This is a genomic window from Streptomyces milbemycinicus (assembly GCF_002154605.1).
Classification (GTDB): Bacteria; Actinomycetota; Actinomycetes; order Streptomycetales; family Streptomycetaceae; genus Streptomyces; species Streptomyces milbemycinicus.
Genome location: NZ_MUNE01000343.1, coordinates 1 through 18,566, shown reverse-complemented (window position 1 = coordinate 18,566; position 18,566 = coordinate 1). Strand labels below are relative to the sequence as shown.

Genomic DNA, 18,566 nt, shown 5'->3' with positions numbered 1-18,566 from the left:
CTGTCCGCCTTCGAGGACAGCGGCCAGGCCCGCCGCGGCTATGTGGTCGAAGGGCTCGGCGCCGCCCAGTTCGCCATGGACGGAGCGGTCGACCGGCTCCGCGCGGTCAGTACGGCCCGTGACACCGGCGACCCCGCCCGCCGCGCCGTCCTCCTCGCCGCGGCCGACCCCGCCAACGCGTACGGGGCGGCCCTCCCCTGGCCCGATCCGCCCGCGGACGCGACCCACCGGCCGGGCCGGAAGGCGGGGTCCCTGGTGGTCCTCGTCGACGGAGAGCTGAGCCTGTACATGGAGCGGGGCGGCAAGACGCTGCTCGCCTGGTGCGACGACACCCGGATCGATGCGGCGGTCGAGGTGCTGGCCCAGGCCGCGCGGGCGGGCTCCCTGGGCACGGTGACCGTGGAGCGGGTCAACGGGGCGGCCGCGCTGTCCTCCCCGACAGGGCGCGCCCTGGAGGCCGCGGGCTTCCACCCCACCCCCCGCGGCCTGCGCCTGCGCCCCTGACCAGCAGCCTGGACCGCGGCGCGCCGGGGGCATCATGGACCCATGCCCGAAGGAGACACCGTCTGGCGGACGGCCAGGCGCCTGGACCAGGCCTTGGCAGGCCGGCAGCTCACCGGCTGCGACCTGCGCATCCCCCGGCTGGCCACGGTCGACCTCGCCGGGCGCCAGGTGATGGACGTCACCGCGCGCGGAAAGCATCTGCTCACCCGCCTGGAGGGCGGCCTGACGCTCCACTCCCATCTGCGGATGGATGGCGCCTGGCATCTGTACGACCCCGGCGAGCGGTGGCGCGGCGGCCCGCTCCACCAGGTCCGCGCCATTCTCAGCACCGCCGAGCGCACGGCCGTCGGCTACCGCCTCCCCGTCCTCGAACTGCTCCGCACCACGGACGAGGACCGGGCCGTCGGACACCTCGGCCCCGATCTCCTCGGCCCCGACTGGGACCCGCACGAGGCCCTGCGCCGGCTCCTCGCCGACCCCGCCCGCCCCCTCGGCGAGGCGCTGCTCGACCAGCGCAACCTCGCGGGGATCGGCAATGTGTACAAGTCGGAGCTGTGCTTCCTGGTGCGCGTCTCCCCGTGGCTGCCCGTCGGCCAAGTACCGTCCCCGGAGCGCCTGGTGGCCCTCGCCAAACGGCTCCTGGAAGCCAACAAGGCCCGGCCGGCCCGCATCACCACGGCCGAGTCGCGCGCCGACCGCCGGCTGTGGGTCTACGGCCGGGCGGGCAAGCCCTGTCTGCGCTGCGGGACGCCCGTACGCATGGAGCAGGGCCGCGCCGACAAGGAGCGCAGCACGTACTGGTGCCCGGCCTGCCAGCCAGGCCCGACCGTCACCGACCCGCCAACTAATTGACGATCCGTCAGATCCAGTCGTACGGTCACGCACATGACCCTCACCGCGTACGATCTCACCGGCCGCACCGCACTGGTCACCGGCGCGGCCAGCGGAATCGGCCGGGCCAGCGCCGCCCTGCTCGCCGAGGCCGGCGCGACCGTCCACTGCGCGGACCTGGACGGCAAGGGCGCGCAACGGACAGCCGACGACATCACCGCATCCGGGGGCAGCGCCCACGCCCACACCCTCGACGTCGCCGACCGCGCGCAGATCGCCGCCACAGTGGCCGCCATACGCACCGGCGCACGCCTCGGCATCATGGCCAACATCGCCGGGATCATGCACAGCAGCACCGTCCTGGAGACGGACGACGCCGACCTCGACCGCGTCCTGGCGGTCAACTTCAAGGGGGTGCTGTACGGCTGTCAGGAAGCCGCACGCGCCATGATCGAGCAGGGTACCGGCGGCACCATCGTCACGATGGCCTCCGGCGCCATCGACACCGGCGCACCCGGTCTGCTCTGCTACGGCGTCGCGAAGGCCGCCGTCGTCCAGCTCACCAAGACCCTCGCCACCGAGGTGGGCCGCCATGGCATCCGCGTCAACGCCGTCGCCCCGGGGTGGATTCGCACGCCCATGACCGACCGCCACAGCGATGAGGAGCAGCGCCTCGCGGAAGAGCCGATGGTGCGGCGCACTCCGCTGGGGCGGGTGGGCGAACCGACGGACGTCGCGCACGCCGTGCTTCACCTGGCGTCCGACGCCTCATCCTTCATGACCGGCCAGATTCTGCGTCCGAACGGCGGCGTCGCCATGCCCTGGTGACCCCGGCCCTGGTGGTGACCCCGGCCGCGACCGCGGCCCCGAGGAAATCCGGCCCACCGACCGCCCCCGGGAGGGACCGCAGTGCACCGGCAGCAGACTCAGCCCCCAGCCGCCCGCCGTGAACGCCCCCTCGACCGGCCCGGTCTGCTCCGGCGCCGCGGCCAGCCGCAGCACCGCCCACCACCACACCCCGCCGAGAGCAATCGCGACCGCCCACCGGACCGGTCCGCGGCGCTGGTTGTCGGCCCCTCCCACGGCTGCCATCGACTGCCTCCTTCGGCCGACGCTAGACGCCCGCTCACGGACGACGGGAGGGCGCACGGAAGGCTCATGGGCGCGTGTCAGACCTCCCGCGCCCCTCAGTCTGCCCAGCCGTCACGGGATCGGGTTCGGCCGTCGCCTCGATACGGTCCCGCATACGGGTGATCACGGATCCCACGAGCGCCGAAGCCCGCTCCGCGACGGACACCCATCTCCTCCTTTTCGACCTGTTGACTGTTCCTTAAATACCTTTTGAACTATTTGATGGCTTTTGATCCCCCTCCACCTTCCCACAGAGTCACCCGCGCGCGACCGGGCAAACGTCGAGGCCCCGGTCGGTGTACTACCGACCGGGGCTCAAAAGCTCTTTGCTGTCAGGGCGCGACGCGCCAAGGCGCCACCGCGATCAGGCCGCGACCACGTCCACAGCCTCCGCAGGCGCCTTGATGGTCACCCGCTCCTCCGGGACACCCGTCACGGACGTCACGGAAACCGAATTGAGCATGGGCCGCATCGGCGCGGGCACCTTCTCGCTCGCCGCCGCCGACTCCGCCAGCTCCGCGAGCGACAACTCGTCGCTCACCTCTCGCATGACCTGGGACATCCTGACGTCCAGTGCGTCGCAGATCGCGGACAGCAACTCGGAGGACGCCTCCTTCTGGCCGCGCTCCACCTCTGAGAGATAGCCGAGGGACACCCGGGCGGAGGAGGACACCTCGCGCAGGGTACGGCCCTGGCGCTGGCGCTGCCGACGCAGCACGTCACCCAGCAGGCGACGGAGCAGAATCATCGCTGGCTCCCTCCTCGGACCTCGGATCCGGATCCTTCACGCCCCACCGTACCGCCTCTTGCTGCGCCCGTGCGGGGAGCGATGTCGTGTTCACTCAGGGCTGCAAACATCAAATCCCCCCGTGTTGTTCCGTATCCTGTGCCCTCGCAGTCGCGATCAATTCCCTCAACAGCAGCTTGACCGCCGCCTCCACGGTCTGTCCACGGATTCCGGCACGGTCTCCGGCCAGCCGCAGCGCCACCCCGGTGGCCGCCCCCGACGTCCTCGCCACGGCCACATGGACCGTGCCCACAGGCTGTCCGTCCTGCGGTGTGGGCCCGGCCACACCCGTGGTCGCCACGCCCCAGTCCGCGCCCAGCACCCGCCGCACACCCTGCGCCATCTGCCGGGCGACCTCCGCGTCCACGGCCCCGCGGGCGTCGAGCAGGGCGCCGTCCACGCCCAGCAGATCCCGCTTGAGGCCGGTGGCGTACGCGGTCACCGAGCCGCGGAAGGAGCGGGACGCGCCCGGTACGGCGGTCAGCTCGGCGGCCAGCAGCCCGCCGGTCAGCGACTCGGCGACGGCGATGGTCTCCCCGCGCCCCTCCAGCAGCCCCAGCGCCTCGGCCGCCGCTGCGCCCGCTGCACCAGTTCCCCCGTTTCCCCCGTTTCCCCCAGTCATCCCACGGACTCCCGCTCCGCGGCCAGCCCGGCCCGGCGCAGCACGATCGCCTGCCGGACGTAGTCGAGGCCGGTGAGCACGGTGAGCGCCACGGCCACGGCCATCATCCAGAACCGCAAGGTGGCCAGCGGCCCGGTGAGCGCCAGAATGTACATGCCGACCGCGACGCCCTGCGCGAGCGTCTTCATCTTCCCGCCGCGGCTTGCCGGAATCACCCCGTGCTTGATCACCCAGAAGCGCATCAGTGTGATCCCGATCTCACGGAAGAGGATCACTCCGGTGACCCACCACGGAAGGTCGGACAGCGCCGACAGACAGATCAGCGCGGCGCCCATGATCGCCTTGTCGGCGATCGGGTCGGCGATCTTCCCGAAGTTGGTGACCAGGTTGTACCGGCGGGCCAGATGCCCGTCGAAGAGGTCGGTGATCATGGCGATGGCGAACGCGGCCCAGGCGAAAGAGCGCCAGGCCGGGTCGTACCCGCCGTTGTGCAGCATCAACAACACGAACCCGGGCACCAGCAGCAGCCGGACCATGGTCAGGATGTTGGCGATGTTCCACAGCCTGGCGGGCCGGGCGGCCGCGGCCGGGCGGTGGTGGCCACCCGCGGCGGAGGCCGGCACTCCGCTCATCTGCCGGCCTCCTCGGAACACGCGCCGCCCGCCGGCAGCTCCCCCTGCTCCAGCACCTCGGCGACCAGGTCCACACCTTCCGTCGCCACCACCTTCGCCGTGACCAGTTGCCCCACGGCGGGCACCGGGCCGGTCCCGGACACGGTCAGCAGGGTCTGGCCGTCGGTCTCGGGCGCCTGGTGGGCGGCGCGCCCCACCAGGGATCCCGCCCCCTCGTCGGCGCCGTCGGTGTCCTCGGCGACATGCGCGTCACCGGATTCCTCGACCATCACCTCGACCACATCGCCCAGCCGCTCCTCGGCCCGCTGCGCGGTGAGCTCCTCGGCCAGCCGTGAGATATGCGCCAGCCGCTCGGCGACCTCGTCCGGGTCGACCTTGTCCTCGTACGTCGCGGCCTCGGTGCCCTCCTCGTCCGAGTACCCGAAGACGCCGATGGCGTCCAGTCGGGCGGCGCCGAGGAACCGCTCCAGCTCGGCCAGGTCGTCCTCGGTCTCGCCGGGGAAGCCGACGATGAAGTTGGACCGGACACCCGCCTGCGGCGCCTTGGCCCGGATCCGGTCCAGCAGCTCCAGGAAGCGGTCGGTGTCCCCGAAGCGGCGCATCGCCCGCAGCACCGAGGGGGCGGAGTGCTGGAAGGACAGATCGAAGTACGGCGCGACCTTCTCGGTCGAGGTGAGCACGTCGATCAGCCCGGGCCGCATCTCGGCGGGCTGCAGATAGCTGACCCGGATCCGCTCGATGCCGTCCACCGCGGCCAGCTCGGGCAGCAGCGTCTCCAGCAGCCGGATGTCGCCGAGGTCCTTGCCGTACGAGGTGTTGTTCTCGGAGACCAGCATGATCTCCTTCACGCCCTGCTCGGCCAGCCAGCGTGTCTCGCCCAGTACATCGGAGGGTCTGCGGGAGATGAAGGACCCGCGGAAGGACGGGATGGCGCAGAAGGAGCACCGCCGGTCGCAGCCCGAGGCCAGCTTGACCGAGGCCACCGGGCTGCTGCCCAGTCTGCGGCGCAGCGGGGCCCGGGGCCCGGAAGCCGGGGCCACGCCCGCGGGCAGATCCTCGGGCGCGGGCAGATCTTCAGGGGCGGCCTCGGCCTGCGCATGGCCCGGCAGGGCGACCTCGGCGGCCCCCTGCCGCTCGGCCGGGCTGATGGGCAGCAGCTTGCGCCGGTCGCGTGGCGTGTGCGACGCGTGGATCCCACCCGACAGGATGGTCTGCAGCCGGTCCGAGATATGGGCGTAGTCGTCGAAGCCGAGCACCCCGTCGGCCTCGGGCAGCGCCTCCGCCAGCTCTTTTCCGTACCGCTCGGCCATGCAGCCGACGGCGACCACGGCCTGGGTGCGGCCGTGGTCCTTCAGGTCGTTGGCCTCCAGCAGGGCGTCGACCGAGTCCTTCTTGGCCGCTTCGACGAATCCACAGGTGTTGACGACGGCGACATCAGCGTCGGCGGCTTCCTCGACGAGCTCCCAGCCGTCCGCCGCCAAGCGGCCTGCGAGCTCCTCCGAGTCCACCTCGTTACGGGCGCAGCCAAGAGTGACAAGGGCGACGGTGCGGCGTTCGGACATGGGCTCAGACTACTTCGTCGCGCCGACACCTCCCGCTGCCAGGGCTCCCGTCCGGCTGCCGGCTCAGCCCGCCTCGGGATCTCCCTTGGTGTAGCTCAGCCGCTGGACCTGCCCGTTGGCCGCCAGATCCTTGACCTCCTTGCCGTTCACGAACAGCTTGATGGCCTGGGCATTACCGAGCACCAGATCGATCCGCTTGCTGTCGCTGAACGTCTTGGAGTCGCCCTGGCGCAGCAGGCCCTCGTGGATCAGCCGTCCGTTGTGGTCCTGGGCGGAGATCCAGCTCTGTCCGTTCTCCGCGGTCAGCCTGACCGTGACCTTGTCCGCCGGAACACCCGCGATGGCGCTGTCGGACGGTTCGGGCTTCTGGTCGGTCGGTTTCGTAGGAGTCGGCTTGGCGGTGGGCTTGGTCGTCGGCGGCTTGGCCGTCGTGCTCTCCTCGGCGACCGTGGAGCCGCCGTCCCCCTTTCCGCCGTCGCCGCTGAAGAGCGTGAAGCCGACGAATCCGACCACCGCGACGATCGCCGCGACCATGGCGGCCGTCCAGTTGGGGCGGCGGGGCTCGGGGCGGATCCGCTCGGCCTCGAACACCGGCGCCGCCAGGGTCGGCACGGGGCGGCCTCCGTGCTCGGCGTCGTACTGGGCGACCAGGGCGTCCGGATCGAGGCCGACGGCGCGGGCGAGCACGCGGATATGCCCCCGGGCGTATACGTCGCCGCCGCATCGCGCGTAGTCGTCCTGCTCGATGCCTTGCAGTAGGGGAACGCGCACCCGGGTGGTCGTACTGACCTCGTCGACGGTCAGCCCCGCGGCGACGCGGGCCTGCTGGAGGGCGCGACCGACGGAAGGCCGGTCGTCTTCTGGCGAGTTGCCGGGGGAGTTGCCGATGGACACGGGGGCGCCTTTCGAGCGTGTAGCCACCTGCTGGAGGTTCAGTTTAGGGGTGGGGCGAAAGGGTCGGGCAAGCGGGAGGACGGAGTTTGTCCGCCATCAGGATTGCCGTATGACCACCATCGTGGGACATCCCTTCGCCACCTCCCTCAACTTGACGTATCGGCAGGGGAAACGGTTGCCCGCCGATTCCTTATGGGTGAGCCTCCCCGCGGATCACCGCGAGCACTCCATCCAATTCATCCGGTTTGACCATTACATCGCGCGCCTTGGAGCCCTCGCTCGGGCCGACGATCCCCCGCGACTCCATGAGGTCCATCAGCCGCCCCGCCTTGGCGAAGCCGACCCGCAGCTTGCGCTGCAGCATCGACGTCGACCCGAACTGTGTGGAAACGACCAGCTCAGCGGCCTGGCACAGCAGGTCCAGATCGTCGCCGATGTCCTCGTCGATCTCCTTCTTCTTCGCCGTCCCGACGGTGACGTCCTCGCGGAAGACGGGCGCCATCTGTGCCTTGCAGTGCTCGACAATGGCGGCGACCTCCTCCTCCGTGACGAAGGCGCCCTGCATCCGGACCGGCTTGCTCGCGCCCATCGGCAGGAACAGGCTGTCGCCCTTGCCGATCAGCTTCTCCGCGCCGGCCTGGTCCAGGATCACCCGGCTGTCGGCCAGCGAGGAGGTGGCGAAGGCGAGCCGTGACGGCACGTTCGCCTTGATCAGGCCGGTGACGACGTCCACGGACGGCCGCTGGGTGGCCAGCACCAGATGGATGCCCGCCGCGCGGGCCAGCTGGGTGATGCGGACGATCGAGTCCTCGACGTCCCGGGGCGCGATCATCATCAGGTCGGCGAGCTCGTCGACGATCACTAGCAGATACGGGTAGGGCTTGAGCTCGCGCTCGCTGCCGTCCGGCTGCTTCACCTTGCCCGCGCGGACCGCCGCGTTGAAGTCGTCCACATGCCGGAAGCCGAACGCCGCGAGGTCGTCGTAGCGCAGGTCCATCTCCCGTACGACCCACTGCAGGGCCTCGGCGGCGCGCTTGGGGTTGGTGATGATCGGCGTGATCAGATGCGGGATGCCCTCGTACGCGGTCAGCTCCACGCGCTTGGGGTCGACCAGCACCATCCGCACATCGTCCGGGGTGGCGCGCACCATGACCGAGGTGATCAGGCAGTTGATGCACGACGACTTTCCGGAGCCGGTGGCGCCGGCCACCAGCACATGGGGCATGGCCGCCAGGTTGTGTGCGACATAGCCGCCCTCGACGTCCTTGCCGAGCGCGACGATCATCGGGTGGTCGTCGCCGACGGAGTCGGCCGAGCGCAGCACGTCCCCCAGCCGGACCATCTCGCGGTCGCTGTTGGGGATCTCGATGCCCACGGCGGACTTGCCGGGGATCGGGCTGATGATGCGCACATCGGGGCTGGCGACGGCGTAGGCGATGTTCTTGGTCAGCGCCGTGATCCGCTCGACCTTCACCGCGGGGCCGAGCTCCACCTCGTAGCGGGTGACCGTCGGGCCGCGGGTGAAGCCGGTGACGGACGCGTCCACCTTGAACTCGGAGAAGACGTTCGACAGCGAGGCGACGACGGCGTCGTTGGCCGGGCTGCGGCTCTTGCCGGGTCCGCCGCGCTCCAGCAGCTCGAGCGAGGGCAGGGCATAGGTGATGTCGCCGGAGAGCTGCAGCTGCTCGGCGCGCGGCGGCAGCGGCTCGGAGGGCTCGGGCGCGGGCCGGGTCAGGTCGGGGACGACCGCCGCCCGCTCCTCCTCATCCGCCCCCACTTGCCGATCCTGCCGATCGGGCCGCTTCCGCTTGCCCGCCGTGGCGCCCGCCTCGCCGCTCTGCTCGGCGTCGCGCGCACCCGGTACCGCGCCCGTGTCGGACCCGGCGCCCCGGTCGGTGGAGATCCCGCTGCTGAGCCCTGCGACCAGCGGTGAGGGCTGGACGCCGTGCAGCACCGCCCCGTCCAGCGCCGCGGCAGCGGCGGCCGCCACGTCCACGGCGTCCATCGGGCGGTCGAGCGGCGGCTGCGCGGACGGCGCGCGGCGCGTCCGCCGGCGCTTGCGCAGCGCCTCCTCCTCGGCCCGCTCCGGGTCGCCGGCGCCCTGCGGGCCCCCCTGGTCCGCCGAGCCCCGCCGAGGCCGTCTGGCGGGCGTCTCGCGCCATTCCTCGGCGTACTCCCCGGCGCCGTACGGATCGTAGTCGTCGTAGGCCCCGTAGCCCTCGTCGTCGGCCTGGTACTCGGCGGGGCGCTCCCGTACGAGGCCGAGCTTGACGCCGAGCCGGCGCAGCCGCTGCGGGATGGCGGCGACCGGCGTCGCGGTGACGACCAGCAGCCCGAAGACGGTGAGCAGCACCAGCAGCGGTACGGCCAGCACCTCACCCATCGCGAGGATCAGCGGCCGGGATGCCGCCCACCCGACGAGGCCGCCCGCGTCCTGGATCGCCTGGGTGCCCTGGCCGCGTCCCGGCGCCCCGCAGGCGATGTGGACCTGCCCGAGCACGCCGATCACGAGGGCGGACAGGCCGATGACGATCCGTCCGTTCGCCTCCGGCTTCTCGGGGTGGAGGATCAGCCGGACCGCGATGGCGCCCAGCAGTATCGGCACGACCAGGTCGAGCCGGCCGAAGGCGCCGGTGACCAGCACCTCGACCAGGTCGCCGACCGGGCCCTGGAGGTTGGACCAGGTGCCGACCGCGACGATCAGGGCCAGGGCGAGCAGCAGCAGCGCGCTGCCGTCCTTGCGGTGGGCCGGGTCCAGTCCTTTCGCGCCGCGCCCTATGCCGCGGAACAGCGCCGCGACGCCGCGGGCCAGGCCCATCCATACGGCGCGCGCCACGCGCAACACCCCGCTGGTGGGGTTCGGCGCCGGCTTGGGCGGCACGGCCTTGGCGGCGGCCTTCTTCGGCGCGGCCTTCTTCGCGGGCGCGGCGGACTTCTTGGCAGGCGCCTTCTTGGCAACCGCCTTCTTGGCGGGTGCCTTCTTGGCGGCGCCCCCGGACTGCCCGGCGCGCTTCTTCGAGGTGCCCGCCGTGCTCTGGGAACCCTTGCCGGACGTACGAGAGGCCATGAGGGCGAGATTACCCGCGTCCGCCGTACGGAGCACGCATACGGCGGCGGCAGGCGTCACTCACGTCACGCCCGTGACGGCCCCGGCGGCCCTGGCGGGCGCAAGGGCTCGGGGTGACAGGACATCAGGGCGACGGGCCGTCACGGCCCGGGCGACGCAAGGAGCGTGACCCCGCGCCGCTCAGGCCTGTGAGGGCATCGGGCTCGCTCCGCCACCGGATCCGGGCTCCAACGCGTCAAGCGCCCGCCGCAGTCCGGTCAGCTTCCGCTCCAGATGGGCGGCGGTCGCCACGGCGGCCGCGTCCGCGGACTCGTCCAGCTGCTTCGACAGCGCCTCGGCCTGCTCCTCCACCGCGGCCAGCCGCGCGGACAGCTCGGCCAGCAGACCCGCCGCCTCCTTGGCGTCCTCCCCGCCGGCCTGGCCGCCCTCCAACTGCAGCCGCAGCAGCGAGGCCTGCTCCCTCAGCTGGCAGTTCTTCATATACAGATCGACGAACACCGAGACCTTCGCGCGCAGCACCCATGGGTCGAACGGCTTGGAGATGTAGTCGACCGCGCCCGCCGCATACCCGCGGAAGGTGTGATGCGGACCATGGTTGATCGCGGTGAGAAAGATGATCGGAATGTCACGGGTCCGCTCCCGCCGCTTGATATGCGCGGCGGTCTCGAAACCGTCCATCCCCGGCATCTGGACGTCCAGCAGGATGACCGCGAAGTCGTCCGTCAGCAGCGCCTTGAGCGCTTCCTCCCCTGACGATGCCCGTACCAGTGTCTGATCGAGCGCGGAGAGAATGGCCTCCAGCGCCAGCAGATTCTCCGGCCGGTCATCGACCAGGAGGATCTTGGCCTTCTGAACCATGGCCCGTCCTCCTCGCCCCGGCATGGAGCCTCCCCTGCTCGAAGAGCTCGGGGAAGCGCCGGGCGCCGCCCCGGGGGACGACTCCCTTGCGCCGCCCGTCCTTGTGCCGGTCATGGTAGCCGCACCCCGCTGTTCGCCACACCCTGTCACCGCGATGTCACTGTGCACGTAGCAGAAACGCAGTAAGAGACCAGAAGGTTCCCCGAACACGGTGTTCCCACACGTGTTCGGCGACACTCAGTCAACAGCCTTGCGGCCACCGCGTTCCCGCCGGTCACTCCGCGCCCATCCACTGCTCCATGACCGCGAGGAGATGATCCGTGTCCACGGGCTTGGTCACATAATCCGACGCGCCGGCCTGGATGCTCTTCTCCCGGTCGCCCTTCATCGCCTTCGCGGTGAGGGCGATGATCGGCAGCCCGGCGAACTGCGGCATCCGGCGGATCGCCGCCGTCGTGGCGTAACCGTCCATCTCCGGCATCATGATGTCCATCAGGACGAGTACGACGTCGTCATGCTGCTCCAGCACCTCGATGCCCTCCCGGCCGTTCTCGGCGTAGAGCACCTGCAGCCCGTGCTGTTCCAGCACGCTGGTGAGCGCGAACACATTGCGGATGTCGTCGTCGACAATCAGCACCTTCTCACCGTGGAACCCACCCGCCGGCTCCGGCGCGACCAGGTCCTGACCACCCAACAGCCAGGGCTCCGGCGCCTCCGTACGCCGCGGGGCCGGGCGGCGGCCCAGCCGGGCCAGGGCCGCCCCGCCGACCGCCTCCTGCGGCGCGACCCGCCGACCGCTCCGGTGGCCCCCCGCGCCGCCGCGCGCCCGCTGCCGGCGCGCCGCCGCGGACATCGAGGGATCGTGCACGGCCTCCTGCGGCTCCGCGGCGCCCTCTTCGGCCGCGGCCTCGGCGCCGCTGTCCAGCACGGCCTCCAGGGCCAGCGCGGGCTCTCCGGCGGGGCCGAGCTGCGGGTAGCCCTGGGGCGGCAGCTGGCTGGGGTGGAGCGGCAGGTACAGCGTGAAGGTCGAGCCGCGGCCCGGCTCGCTGGCGGCGTGGATCTCACCGCCGAGCAGCCGGGCGATCTCCCGGCTGATGGACAGGCCGAGGCCGGTGCCGCCGTACTTGCGGCTGGTGGTGCCGTCGGCCTGCTTGAACGCCTCGAAGATGACCCTCATCTTGCTGCTCGCGATGCCGATACCGGTGTCGGTGACCGAGAACGCGATCATCTCGGCGTCCGGGTCGCGCAGCGCACCGTGCTCCAGCAGCTGCTCCCGGATCCCGTCGGGCACATCCGCGCCCGCGGGCCTGATGACCAGCTCCACGGCACCGGTGTCGGTGAACTTCACCGCGTTGGACAGCAGGTTGCGCAGCACCTGCAGCAGCCGCTGCTCGTCGGTGTGCAGCGTCGCCGGGAGTTCCGGGGAGACCCGTACGGAGAAGTCCAGGCCCTTCTCCGCGGTCAGCGGCCTGAACGTCGCCTCCACGTAGTCGACGAGCTGGATCAGGGCGATACGGGTCGGGCTGACGTCCATCTTGCCCGCCTCGACCTTCGACAGGTCCAGGATGTCGTTGATCAGCTGGAGCAGGTCCGAGCCCGCGCCATGGATGGTCTCGGCGAACTCCACCTGCTTGGGCGAGAGATTGCCGTCGGCGTTGTCGGCCAGCAGCTTGGCGAGGATCAGCAGGGAGTTGAGCGGGGTGCGCAGCTCATGCGACATGTTCGCCAGGAACTCGCTCTTGTAGCGCATCGAGACGGCAAGTTGCTCGGCGCGCTCCTCCAGCACCTGCCGGGCCTCTTCGATCTCGGTGTTCTTGACCTCGATGTCGCGGTTCTGCCGCGCCAGCAGCGCCGCCTTCTCCTCCAGCTCCGCGTTGGATGCCTGCAGCGCCTTCTGCCGGTTCTCCAGCTCGGCCGACCGCTCGCGCAGCTGCTCGGTGAGCTCCTGCGACTGCTTGAGCAGCACCTCGGTCTTGGTGTTGACGCTGATGGTGTTGACGCTGGTGCCGATCATCTCGGCGATCTGGTTGAGGAAGTCCTTCTGGATCTGGGTGAAGGGCTGGAAGGAGGCCAGTTCGACCACGCCGAGGAGCTGGCCCTCGAACAGCACCGGCAGCACGATCACATTGGCCGGGGGGGCCTCGCCGAGACCCGAGGAGATCTTCAGGTAGTTCGGCGGCACCCGCTCGATCAGGATGCTGCGCTTCTCCACCGCGACCGTGCCGATGAGCGAGTCACCCGGCCGGAAGGTGGTCGGCATGGTGCCCTTGGAGTAGCCGTAACTGCCGATCAGCCGCAGCTCGTACGCGTCCTCGCCACTGTCGGCGCCGCCCTCGTCGGTCGGCACCGCCAGGAAGAACGCGCCGTGCTGCGCGGAGACCACCGGGGTCAGCTCGCTCATGATCAGCCGTGCGACGTCCGCCAGGTCGCGCCGCCCCTGCATCAAACCGGAGATACGGGCCAGGTTGCCCTTGAGCCAGTCCTGCTCCTCGTTGGCGAGCGTCGTCTCGCGCAGATTGGCGATCATGGTGTTGACGTTGTCCTGGAGGACCTGGATCTCGCCCGCCGCATCCACATCGATCTTGAGGTTGAGGTCGCCGCGGGTCACCGCGGTGGCGACCTCGGCGATGGCGCGCACCTGACGGGTCAGATTGCCCGCCATCTCGTTCACCGACTCGGTCAGGTCCTTCCAGGTGCCGGCCACGTCCCGCACCCGAGCCTGACCGCCAAGCTGCCCCTCGGTGCCCACCTCGCGGGCCACCCTGGTGACCTGGTCGGCGAACGACGACAGCTGGTCGACCATCGTGTTGATCGTTGTCTTGAGCTCCAGGATCTCGCCCCGGGCCTCGATGTCGATCTTCTTCGTCAGATCACCCTGGGCGATCGCCGTGGTGACCATCGCGATATTGCGGACCTGCCCGGTCAGGTTGGACGCCATCGAGTTCACGGACTCGGTGAGGTCCTTCCAGGTCCCCGAGACGCCGGGCACCCGCGCCTGGCCGCCGAGGATGCCGTCGGTGCCCACCTCGCGCGCCACCCGGGTGACCTCGTCCGCGAACGACGACAGCGTCGTCACCATCGTGTTGACGGTGTCGGCGAGCTGAGCGATCTCGCCCTTGGCATCGACCGTCACCTTCTTCGTCAGGTCCCCGTTGGCGACCGCGGCCGAGACCTGGGAGATATTGCGCACCTGAATGGTGAGGTTGTTGGCCATCAGGTTGACGTTGTTGCTCAGGTCCTTCCAGATGCCGGTCACGCCCGGCACCCGCGCCTGACCACCCAGCTGGCCCTCCGTACCCACCTCACGGGCCACCCGCGTGACCTGCTCCGCGAACGACGACAGCTGGTCCACCATCGTGTTCACGGTCGTGACGAGCTCCAGGATCTCGCCCTTGGCATCGACCGTGATCTTCTTCGACAGGTCGCCCTTGGCGACCGCCGTGGTCACCTCGGCGATGGAGCGCACCTGGGAGGTCAGGTTGTCGGCCATGCCGTTCACCGACTGAGTGAGGTCCTTCCAGGTGCCCGAGACCCCCTGCACCTCTGCCTGCCCGCCCAGTTGGCCCTCCGTGCCCACCTCGCGGGCCACCCTGGTGACCTCCTCGGCGAACGAGGACAGCTGGTCGACCATGGTGTTCAGGGTGTTCTTGAGCTCCAGGATCTCGCCGCGCGCGTCCACCTCGATCTTCTGCGACAGGTCACCGCGCGCCACCGCCGTGGCGACCTGCGCGATGCTGCGGACCTGGGCGGTCAGATTGCCCGCCATGCTGTTCACCGAGTCGGTCAGATCGCGCCAGACGCCCGCCACGCCGGGCACCCGCGCCTGCCCGCCCAGCCGGCCTTCCGTGCCCACTTCGCGGGCGACCCGGGTCACCTGCTCGGCGAAGTCGGAGAGCTGATCGACCATCGTGTTGATGGTGTTCTTCAGCTCCAGGATCTCGCCGCGCGCGTCCACCTCGATCTTCTGCGACAGATCGCCGCGCGCCACCGCCGTGGTCACCTGAGCGATCCCGCGCACCTGCGATGTCAGGTTCCCCGCCATGGAGTTGACGGAGTCGGTCAGGTCCTTCCAGGTGCCGCTGACGCCGTCGACCCGGGCCTGACCGCCAAGACGGCCCTCGGTGCCCACGTCCCGGGCCATCCGCGTGACCTGGTCGGCGAAGGACGACAGCTGGTCCACCATCGTGTTGACGGTGTTCTTCAGCTGGAGCATCTCACCGGAGACGTCCACGGTGACCTTCTGCGACAGATCGCCGTTGGCGACCGCCGTCGTCACCTGCGCGATGTTGCGGACCTGTCCGGTGAGGTTTCGGAACGCGGTGTTCACCGAATCGGTGAGATCCTTCCACGTCCCCGCCACACCCGGCACCTGCGCCTGACCGCCGAGCTCACCCTCGACGCCGATCTCCCGCGCCACCCGCGTCACCTCGACGCCGAAGGACTGCAGTTGGTCGACCATCGTGTTGACGGTGTTCTTCAGCTCCAGCATCTCGCCGGCCACATCGACCGTGACCTTCTGCGACAGATCGCCGTTGGCCACCGCCGTCGTCACCTGCGCGATGTCCCGCACCTGCGCGGTGAGGTTACGGAACGCGGTGTTCACCGAATCGGTGAGGTCCTTCCACGTTCCCGCCGCACCAGGCACCTGCGCCTGACCGCCCAGCAGGCCCTCGGCCCCGACCTCGCTGGCCACCCGCGTCACCTCGTCCGCGAAGGTGCGCAGCGTCTCGGTCATCGTGTTGATCGTCTCGGCGAGCTGGGCGACCTCGCCGCGTGCGCTCACCGTCACCTTCTGCGACAGATCGCCATTGGCGACCGCCGTGGTGACCTGGGCGATCCCGCGCACCTGGGCGGTGAGGTTCCCAGCCATCAGGTTGACGGAGTCCGTGAGGTCCTTCCACACCCCCGCCACGCCGGGAACCTTCGCCTGACCGCCGAGCTCGCCCTCGGTGCCCACCTCGCGGGCGACCCGCGTCACCTCCGAGGCGAAGGACGAGAGCTGGTCCACCATCGTGTTGACGGTGTTCTTCAGTTCGAGCATCTCACCGGCCACGTGAACCGTGACCTTACGGGACAGATCACCCTTGGCCACCGCCGTGGTCACCAGGGCGATGTCCCGTACCTGAGCCGTGAGCCGGGACGCCATCGTGTTGACGGACTCCGTCAGGTCCTTCCAAGAACCCGACATTCCGCGCACCCGGGCCTGGCCGCCGAGCTTGCCCTCGGTGCCCACCTCGCTGGCCACCCGGGTCACCTCGTCGGTGAACGCCGACAGCTGATCCACCAGGCCATTGACCGTACGGCCGACCTTGAGGAACTCCCCGCGCAGCGGATGCGCCGAGCCGTCCGCCCCCTGCGAGCGCAGATCCATCCGCTGCTCCAGGTCGCCCTCGGAGACCGCCGACAGCACCCGGCCGACCTCGGACACGGGGCGCACGAGATCATCCACCAGCGCATTGGAGGCATCGATGGCGGCAGCCCATGAGCCCTCGCACGCCCCCATCTCCAGCCGCTCCGTGAGTTTCCCCTCACGTCCGACCACCCGCCGCACCCGCGCCAGCTCGCCTGTGAGCTGCAGATTACGGTCGGCGACCTCGTTGAAGATCGCCGCGATCTCGGACATCACACCCTCGCCCGAGACCGTCAGACGCTTGCGGAAGTTCCCGTCCCGCATGGCCGTCATCGCCGTCAGCAGCCGGTTCAGGGCTGCCGTGTCCACTTCTGTCGTCCCATTGCTCCGGGACCGTCCGCCTTTCGCGCGCGTGCTCGTGCCTCGCGTCGCAGCGCCAGACTCCACCGTGTCCCTCCCGCAGGGTTGACCGTCGTCCTCGGGTTCTTCTTCCAGCCTGCCCAGTGTTTCACCATGGCCCAACCAGGCCATAACAGTTCGGCAGCATCGCACACCCCCGGAAGCACACTCCGGCTCCCGACAGCACACTCTGGGGTGGAATCAGCCCCCACCGGCATTCGCGGAAGCGGCGGAGGTAAGTAACCTGGCATCCGGCCAGGCATCGGAGGGGCGCTGCGACATGGGTGAGCAGATCGCCGAGACACGTATGAGGAGACCTGTGATCACCGCGCGGGCTGCCGCCACCTTCGAACCGGTGGGACGCTCGGTCGCCTCCGCCCGCACCTTCGTCCGCGACACCCTGCAAGGGTGGGGCCTCACCGACATCGTCGACGACGCGGTCGTCCTGACCAGCGAGCTGGTCACCAACGCGGTCGTGCACTCCGGGACGGCCGCCGACGTGGTCTGCGTCCGCGCCGAGACCGGCGCGCGCATCGAGGTCACCGACCGCTACCCGGAGCGCGAGCTCCCGCTGCAGACCACCAGCCGCCCCATCAGCAACCCCGACCGCGAGGGCGGCCGGGGTCTGCTGCTGTGCGCCGCGCTCGCCTCCCGCTGGGGCGTCGAGTACACCGCCACCCACAAGCAGGTCTGGTTCCAACTCGAATTCCCGGACCGCCTGGCCGGCACCCGCTCGGCCGGACCCGCCCTGCCCGCCGAAGCCCTGCCCGTCACCGACGCCCGGGTCCGCGTCGCCGTCACCCAGATCGACCGCACCGGCCTCATCAGCGCCTGGAACGACGACGCACAGGAACTGTTCGGCTACGCGGCGGAGCAGATCATCGGCAAACCCCTCACCGACCTCGCGGCCTGGCCGCACACCCCCGGCACCGGCACCGGAGTCGCCGAGGCCCTGCAGCTCTCCCGCTGGGAGGGCTCGTACGGCATCCGGGGCGCCGACGGCCGCGTCATCCCCGTATACGCCTCCCACCTCCGCGTCCGCGACGCCGACGGCGATCCGTCCACCGTCTGCCTGCTGGTGCGCGAGCGCGAGCGCGCGGTGCTCCAGAGCCCGCAGCGCACCCCCGGGGCCGACGCCGCGGACAGCGCCGAGCGCGGCCCGGCCGACGCCTTCGAGGTCTCCATCGGCTCCCCCGCCCCCGACGACCTCGACGGGCTGCTCCAGCGCACCGTCGAGCGCGCCCGCGACATGCTCGACGGCGACGCCGCCTATCTGCTGCTCGCCACCGACGACGAGACCGAACTGGAGGTCCGCGCCTCCACCGGGCTCACCTCCGCCCGCCAGCGCTTCGCCCGCGTCCCTGTCGAGGCCGGTACCGGCCGCTACGGCTCGGCCCGGATGCCCGCCGTCCACGAAGACCTCTCCATCGTGCCCGGCGCCGTCCCGCTCCTCGCCAACACCGGCCTGCGCTCGGTCGTCACCGTCCCGCTGAAGGTCGAGGGCCGGCTCACCGGCTCCCTCGGCGTCGCCTCCGAGTCCGCCGGCCGGTACAGCAACGAGGAAGCGCTACGGCTGCAGTTCGCCGCCGACCGCATCGCCCTCGCCGTCGAACGCGCCCGCCTCACCGAACTGGAGCGGCTGCGCCGTAACTCCCTCTCCTTCCTCGTCGAGGCATCCGATCTGCTCGCCGGAACCCTCGACCGCGACCAGACGCTCGCCCTCATGGCCCAGATGACCGTGCCCACACTGGCCAACTGGTGCGCCGTCTACACCGTGGCCGACCCCGCCTCCGACCCCGAACTGTCCTATGTGCTGCACGAGGACGAGGAGCGCATCGACGGCCTCAAGGCCCTGCTGACGAAGATCGAGCCGCCCGAGCAGGTGCGCACCGGCGGCGCCCTCCTGTGGACTGCCCCCTCCCAGGCCGC

12 protein-coding genes are annotated in these 18,566 nt (G+C 70.6%); 4 read left to right on the top strand and 8 right to left on the bottom strand.

The features are described 5' to 3' along the window. From CCN51_RS26920 to CCN51_RS26910, 3 genes are all read left to right on the top strand, one after another. On the top strand, window positions 1–504 hold a 504-nt coding region (locus CCN51_RS26920; protein WP_425444778.1), incomplete at its 5' end, for an Lhr family helicase. Between the two features lie 42 nt (window positions 505–546). Continuing rightward, window positions 547–1,356, top strand: coding sequence for an Fpg/Nei family DNA glycosylase (locus CCN51_RS26915; protein ID WP_014175945.1), 810 nt, complete (start codon window positions 547–549; stop codon window positions 1,354–1,356). 33 nt (window positions 1,357–1,389) lie between these two features. Beyond that, window positions 1,390–2,163, top strand: a complete 774-nt coding sequence (locus CCN51_RS26910; protein ID WP_014175946.1) for an SDR family NAD(P)-dependent oxidoreductase — start codon at window positions 1,390–1,392, stop codon at window positions 2,161–2,163. A 667-nt stretch (window positions 2,164–2,830) separates the two neighbouring features. Here CCN51_RS26910 and CCN51_RS26900 read toward each other — a convergent pair. The 8 genes from CCN51_RS26900 to CCN51_RS26865 all read right to left on the bottom strand — a co-directional run bounded on the left by CCN51_RS26900 (window position 2,831) and on the right by CCN51_RS26865 (window position 16,685). After that, on the bottom strand, window positions 2,831–3,214 hold the full coding sequence (locus CCN51_RS26900; protein WP_014175948.1) for a helix-turn-helix domain-containing protein: 384 nt from the start codon (window positions 3,212–3,214) through the stop codon (window positions 2,831–2,833). Window positions 3,215–3,323: 109 nt separating this feature from the next. Next, the gene (locus tag CCN51_RS26895) at window positions 3,324–3,875 is read right to left on the bottom strand and encodes a CinA family protein (protein WP_014175949.1); all 552 of its coding nucleotides are present in this window, start codon (window positions 3,873–3,875) and stop codon (window positions 3,324–3,326) included. After that, window positions 3,872–4,507 (bottom strand): CDP-diacylglycerol--glycerol-3-phosphate 3-phosphatidyltransferase, encoded by a 636-nt coding sequence (pgsA, locus tag CCN51_RS26890; RefSeq protein ID WP_014175950.1) that lies wholly within the window; start codon window positions 4,505–4,507, stop codon window positions 3,872–3,874. Before pgsA ends, CCN51_RS26895 begins: the two co-directional genes overlap by 4 nt. Further along, on the bottom strand, window positions 4,504–6,069 hold the full coding sequence (rimO, locus tag CCN51_RS26885) for a 30S ribosomal protein S12 methylthiotransferase RimO (protein WP_014175951.1): 1,566 nt from the start codon (window positions 6,067–6,069) through the stop codon (window positions 4,504–4,506). The genes pgsA and rimO overlap by 4 nt, the downstream gene beginning before the upstream one ends. A gap of 63 nt (window positions 6,070–6,132) precedes the next feature. Beyond that, the gene (locus CCN51_RS26880) at window positions 6,133–6,963 is read right to left on the bottom strand and encodes a helix-turn-helix domain-containing protein (RefSeq protein ID WP_014175952.1); all 831 of its coding nucleotides are present in this window, start codon (window positions 6,961–6,963) and stop codon (window positions 6,133–6,135) included. Between the two features lie 190 nt (window positions 6,964–7,153). Further along, complete coding sequence (locus tag CCN51_RS26875) at window positions 7,154–10,030, bottom strand: DNA translocase FtsK (RefSeq protein ID WP_086860166.1); 2,877 nt, start codon at window positions 10,028–10,030, stop codon at window positions 7,154–7,156. Window positions 10,031–10,210: 180 nt separating this feature from the next. After that, window positions 10,211–10,888, bottom strand: coding sequence for a response regulator (locus CCN51_RS26870; RefSeq protein WP_014175954.1), 678 nt, complete (start codon window positions 10,886–10,888; stop codon window positions 10,211–10,213). 274 nt (window positions 10,889–11,162) lie between these two features. Continuing rightward, complete coding sequence (locus CCN51_RS26865) at window positions 11,163–16,685, bottom strand: HAMP domain-containing protein (protein ID WP_086860164.1); 5,523 nt, start codon at window positions 16,683–16,685, stop codon at window positions 11,163–11,165. Window positions 16,686–16,956: 271 nt separating this feature from the next. On the opposite strand from CCN51_RS26865, the gene CCN51_RS26860 reads away from it, so the two are divergent. Then, on the top strand, window positions 16,957–18,566 hold a 1,610-nt coding region (locus tag CCN51_RS26860; protein WP_143675900.1), incomplete at its 3' end, for a GAF domain-containing protein.

Excerpts from the sequence above, each read along its gene's own strand:
- pgsA (WP_014175950.1), bottom strand. The coding sequence starts at position 4,507 with ATGAGCGGAGTGCCGGCCTCCGCCGCGGGTGGCCACCACCGCCCGGCC.
- CCN51_RS26875 (WP_086860166.1), bottom strand. The coding sequence starts at position 10,030 with ATGGCCTCTCGTACGTCCGGCAAGGGTTCCCAGAGCACGGCGGGCACC.
- CCN51_RS26915 (WP_014175945.1), top strand. The coding sequence starts at position 547 with ATGCCCGAAGGAGACACCGTCTGGCGGACGGCCAGGCGCCTGGACCAG.
- CCN51_RS26895 (WP_014175949.1), bottom strand. The coding sequence starts at position 3,875 with ATGACTGGGGGAAACGGGGGAAACGGGGGAACTGGTGCAGCGGGCGCA.
- CCN51_RS26900 (WP_014175948.1), bottom strand. The coding sequence starts at position 3,214 with ATGATTCTGCTCCGTCGCCTGCTGGGTGACGTGCTGCGTCGGCAGCGC.
- CCN51_RS26870 (WP_014175954.1), bottom strand. The coding sequence starts at position 10,888 with ATGGTTCAGAAGGCCAAGATCCTCCTGGTCGATGACCGGCCGGAGAAT.
- CCN51_RS26910 (WP_014175946.1), top strand. The coding sequence starts at position 1,390 with ATGACCCTCACCGCGTACGATCTCACCGGCCGCACCGCACTGGTCACC.
- rimO (WP_014175951.1), bottom strand. The coding sequence starts at position 6,069 with ATGTCCGAACGCCGCACCGTCGCCCTTGTCACTCTTGGCTGCGCCCGT.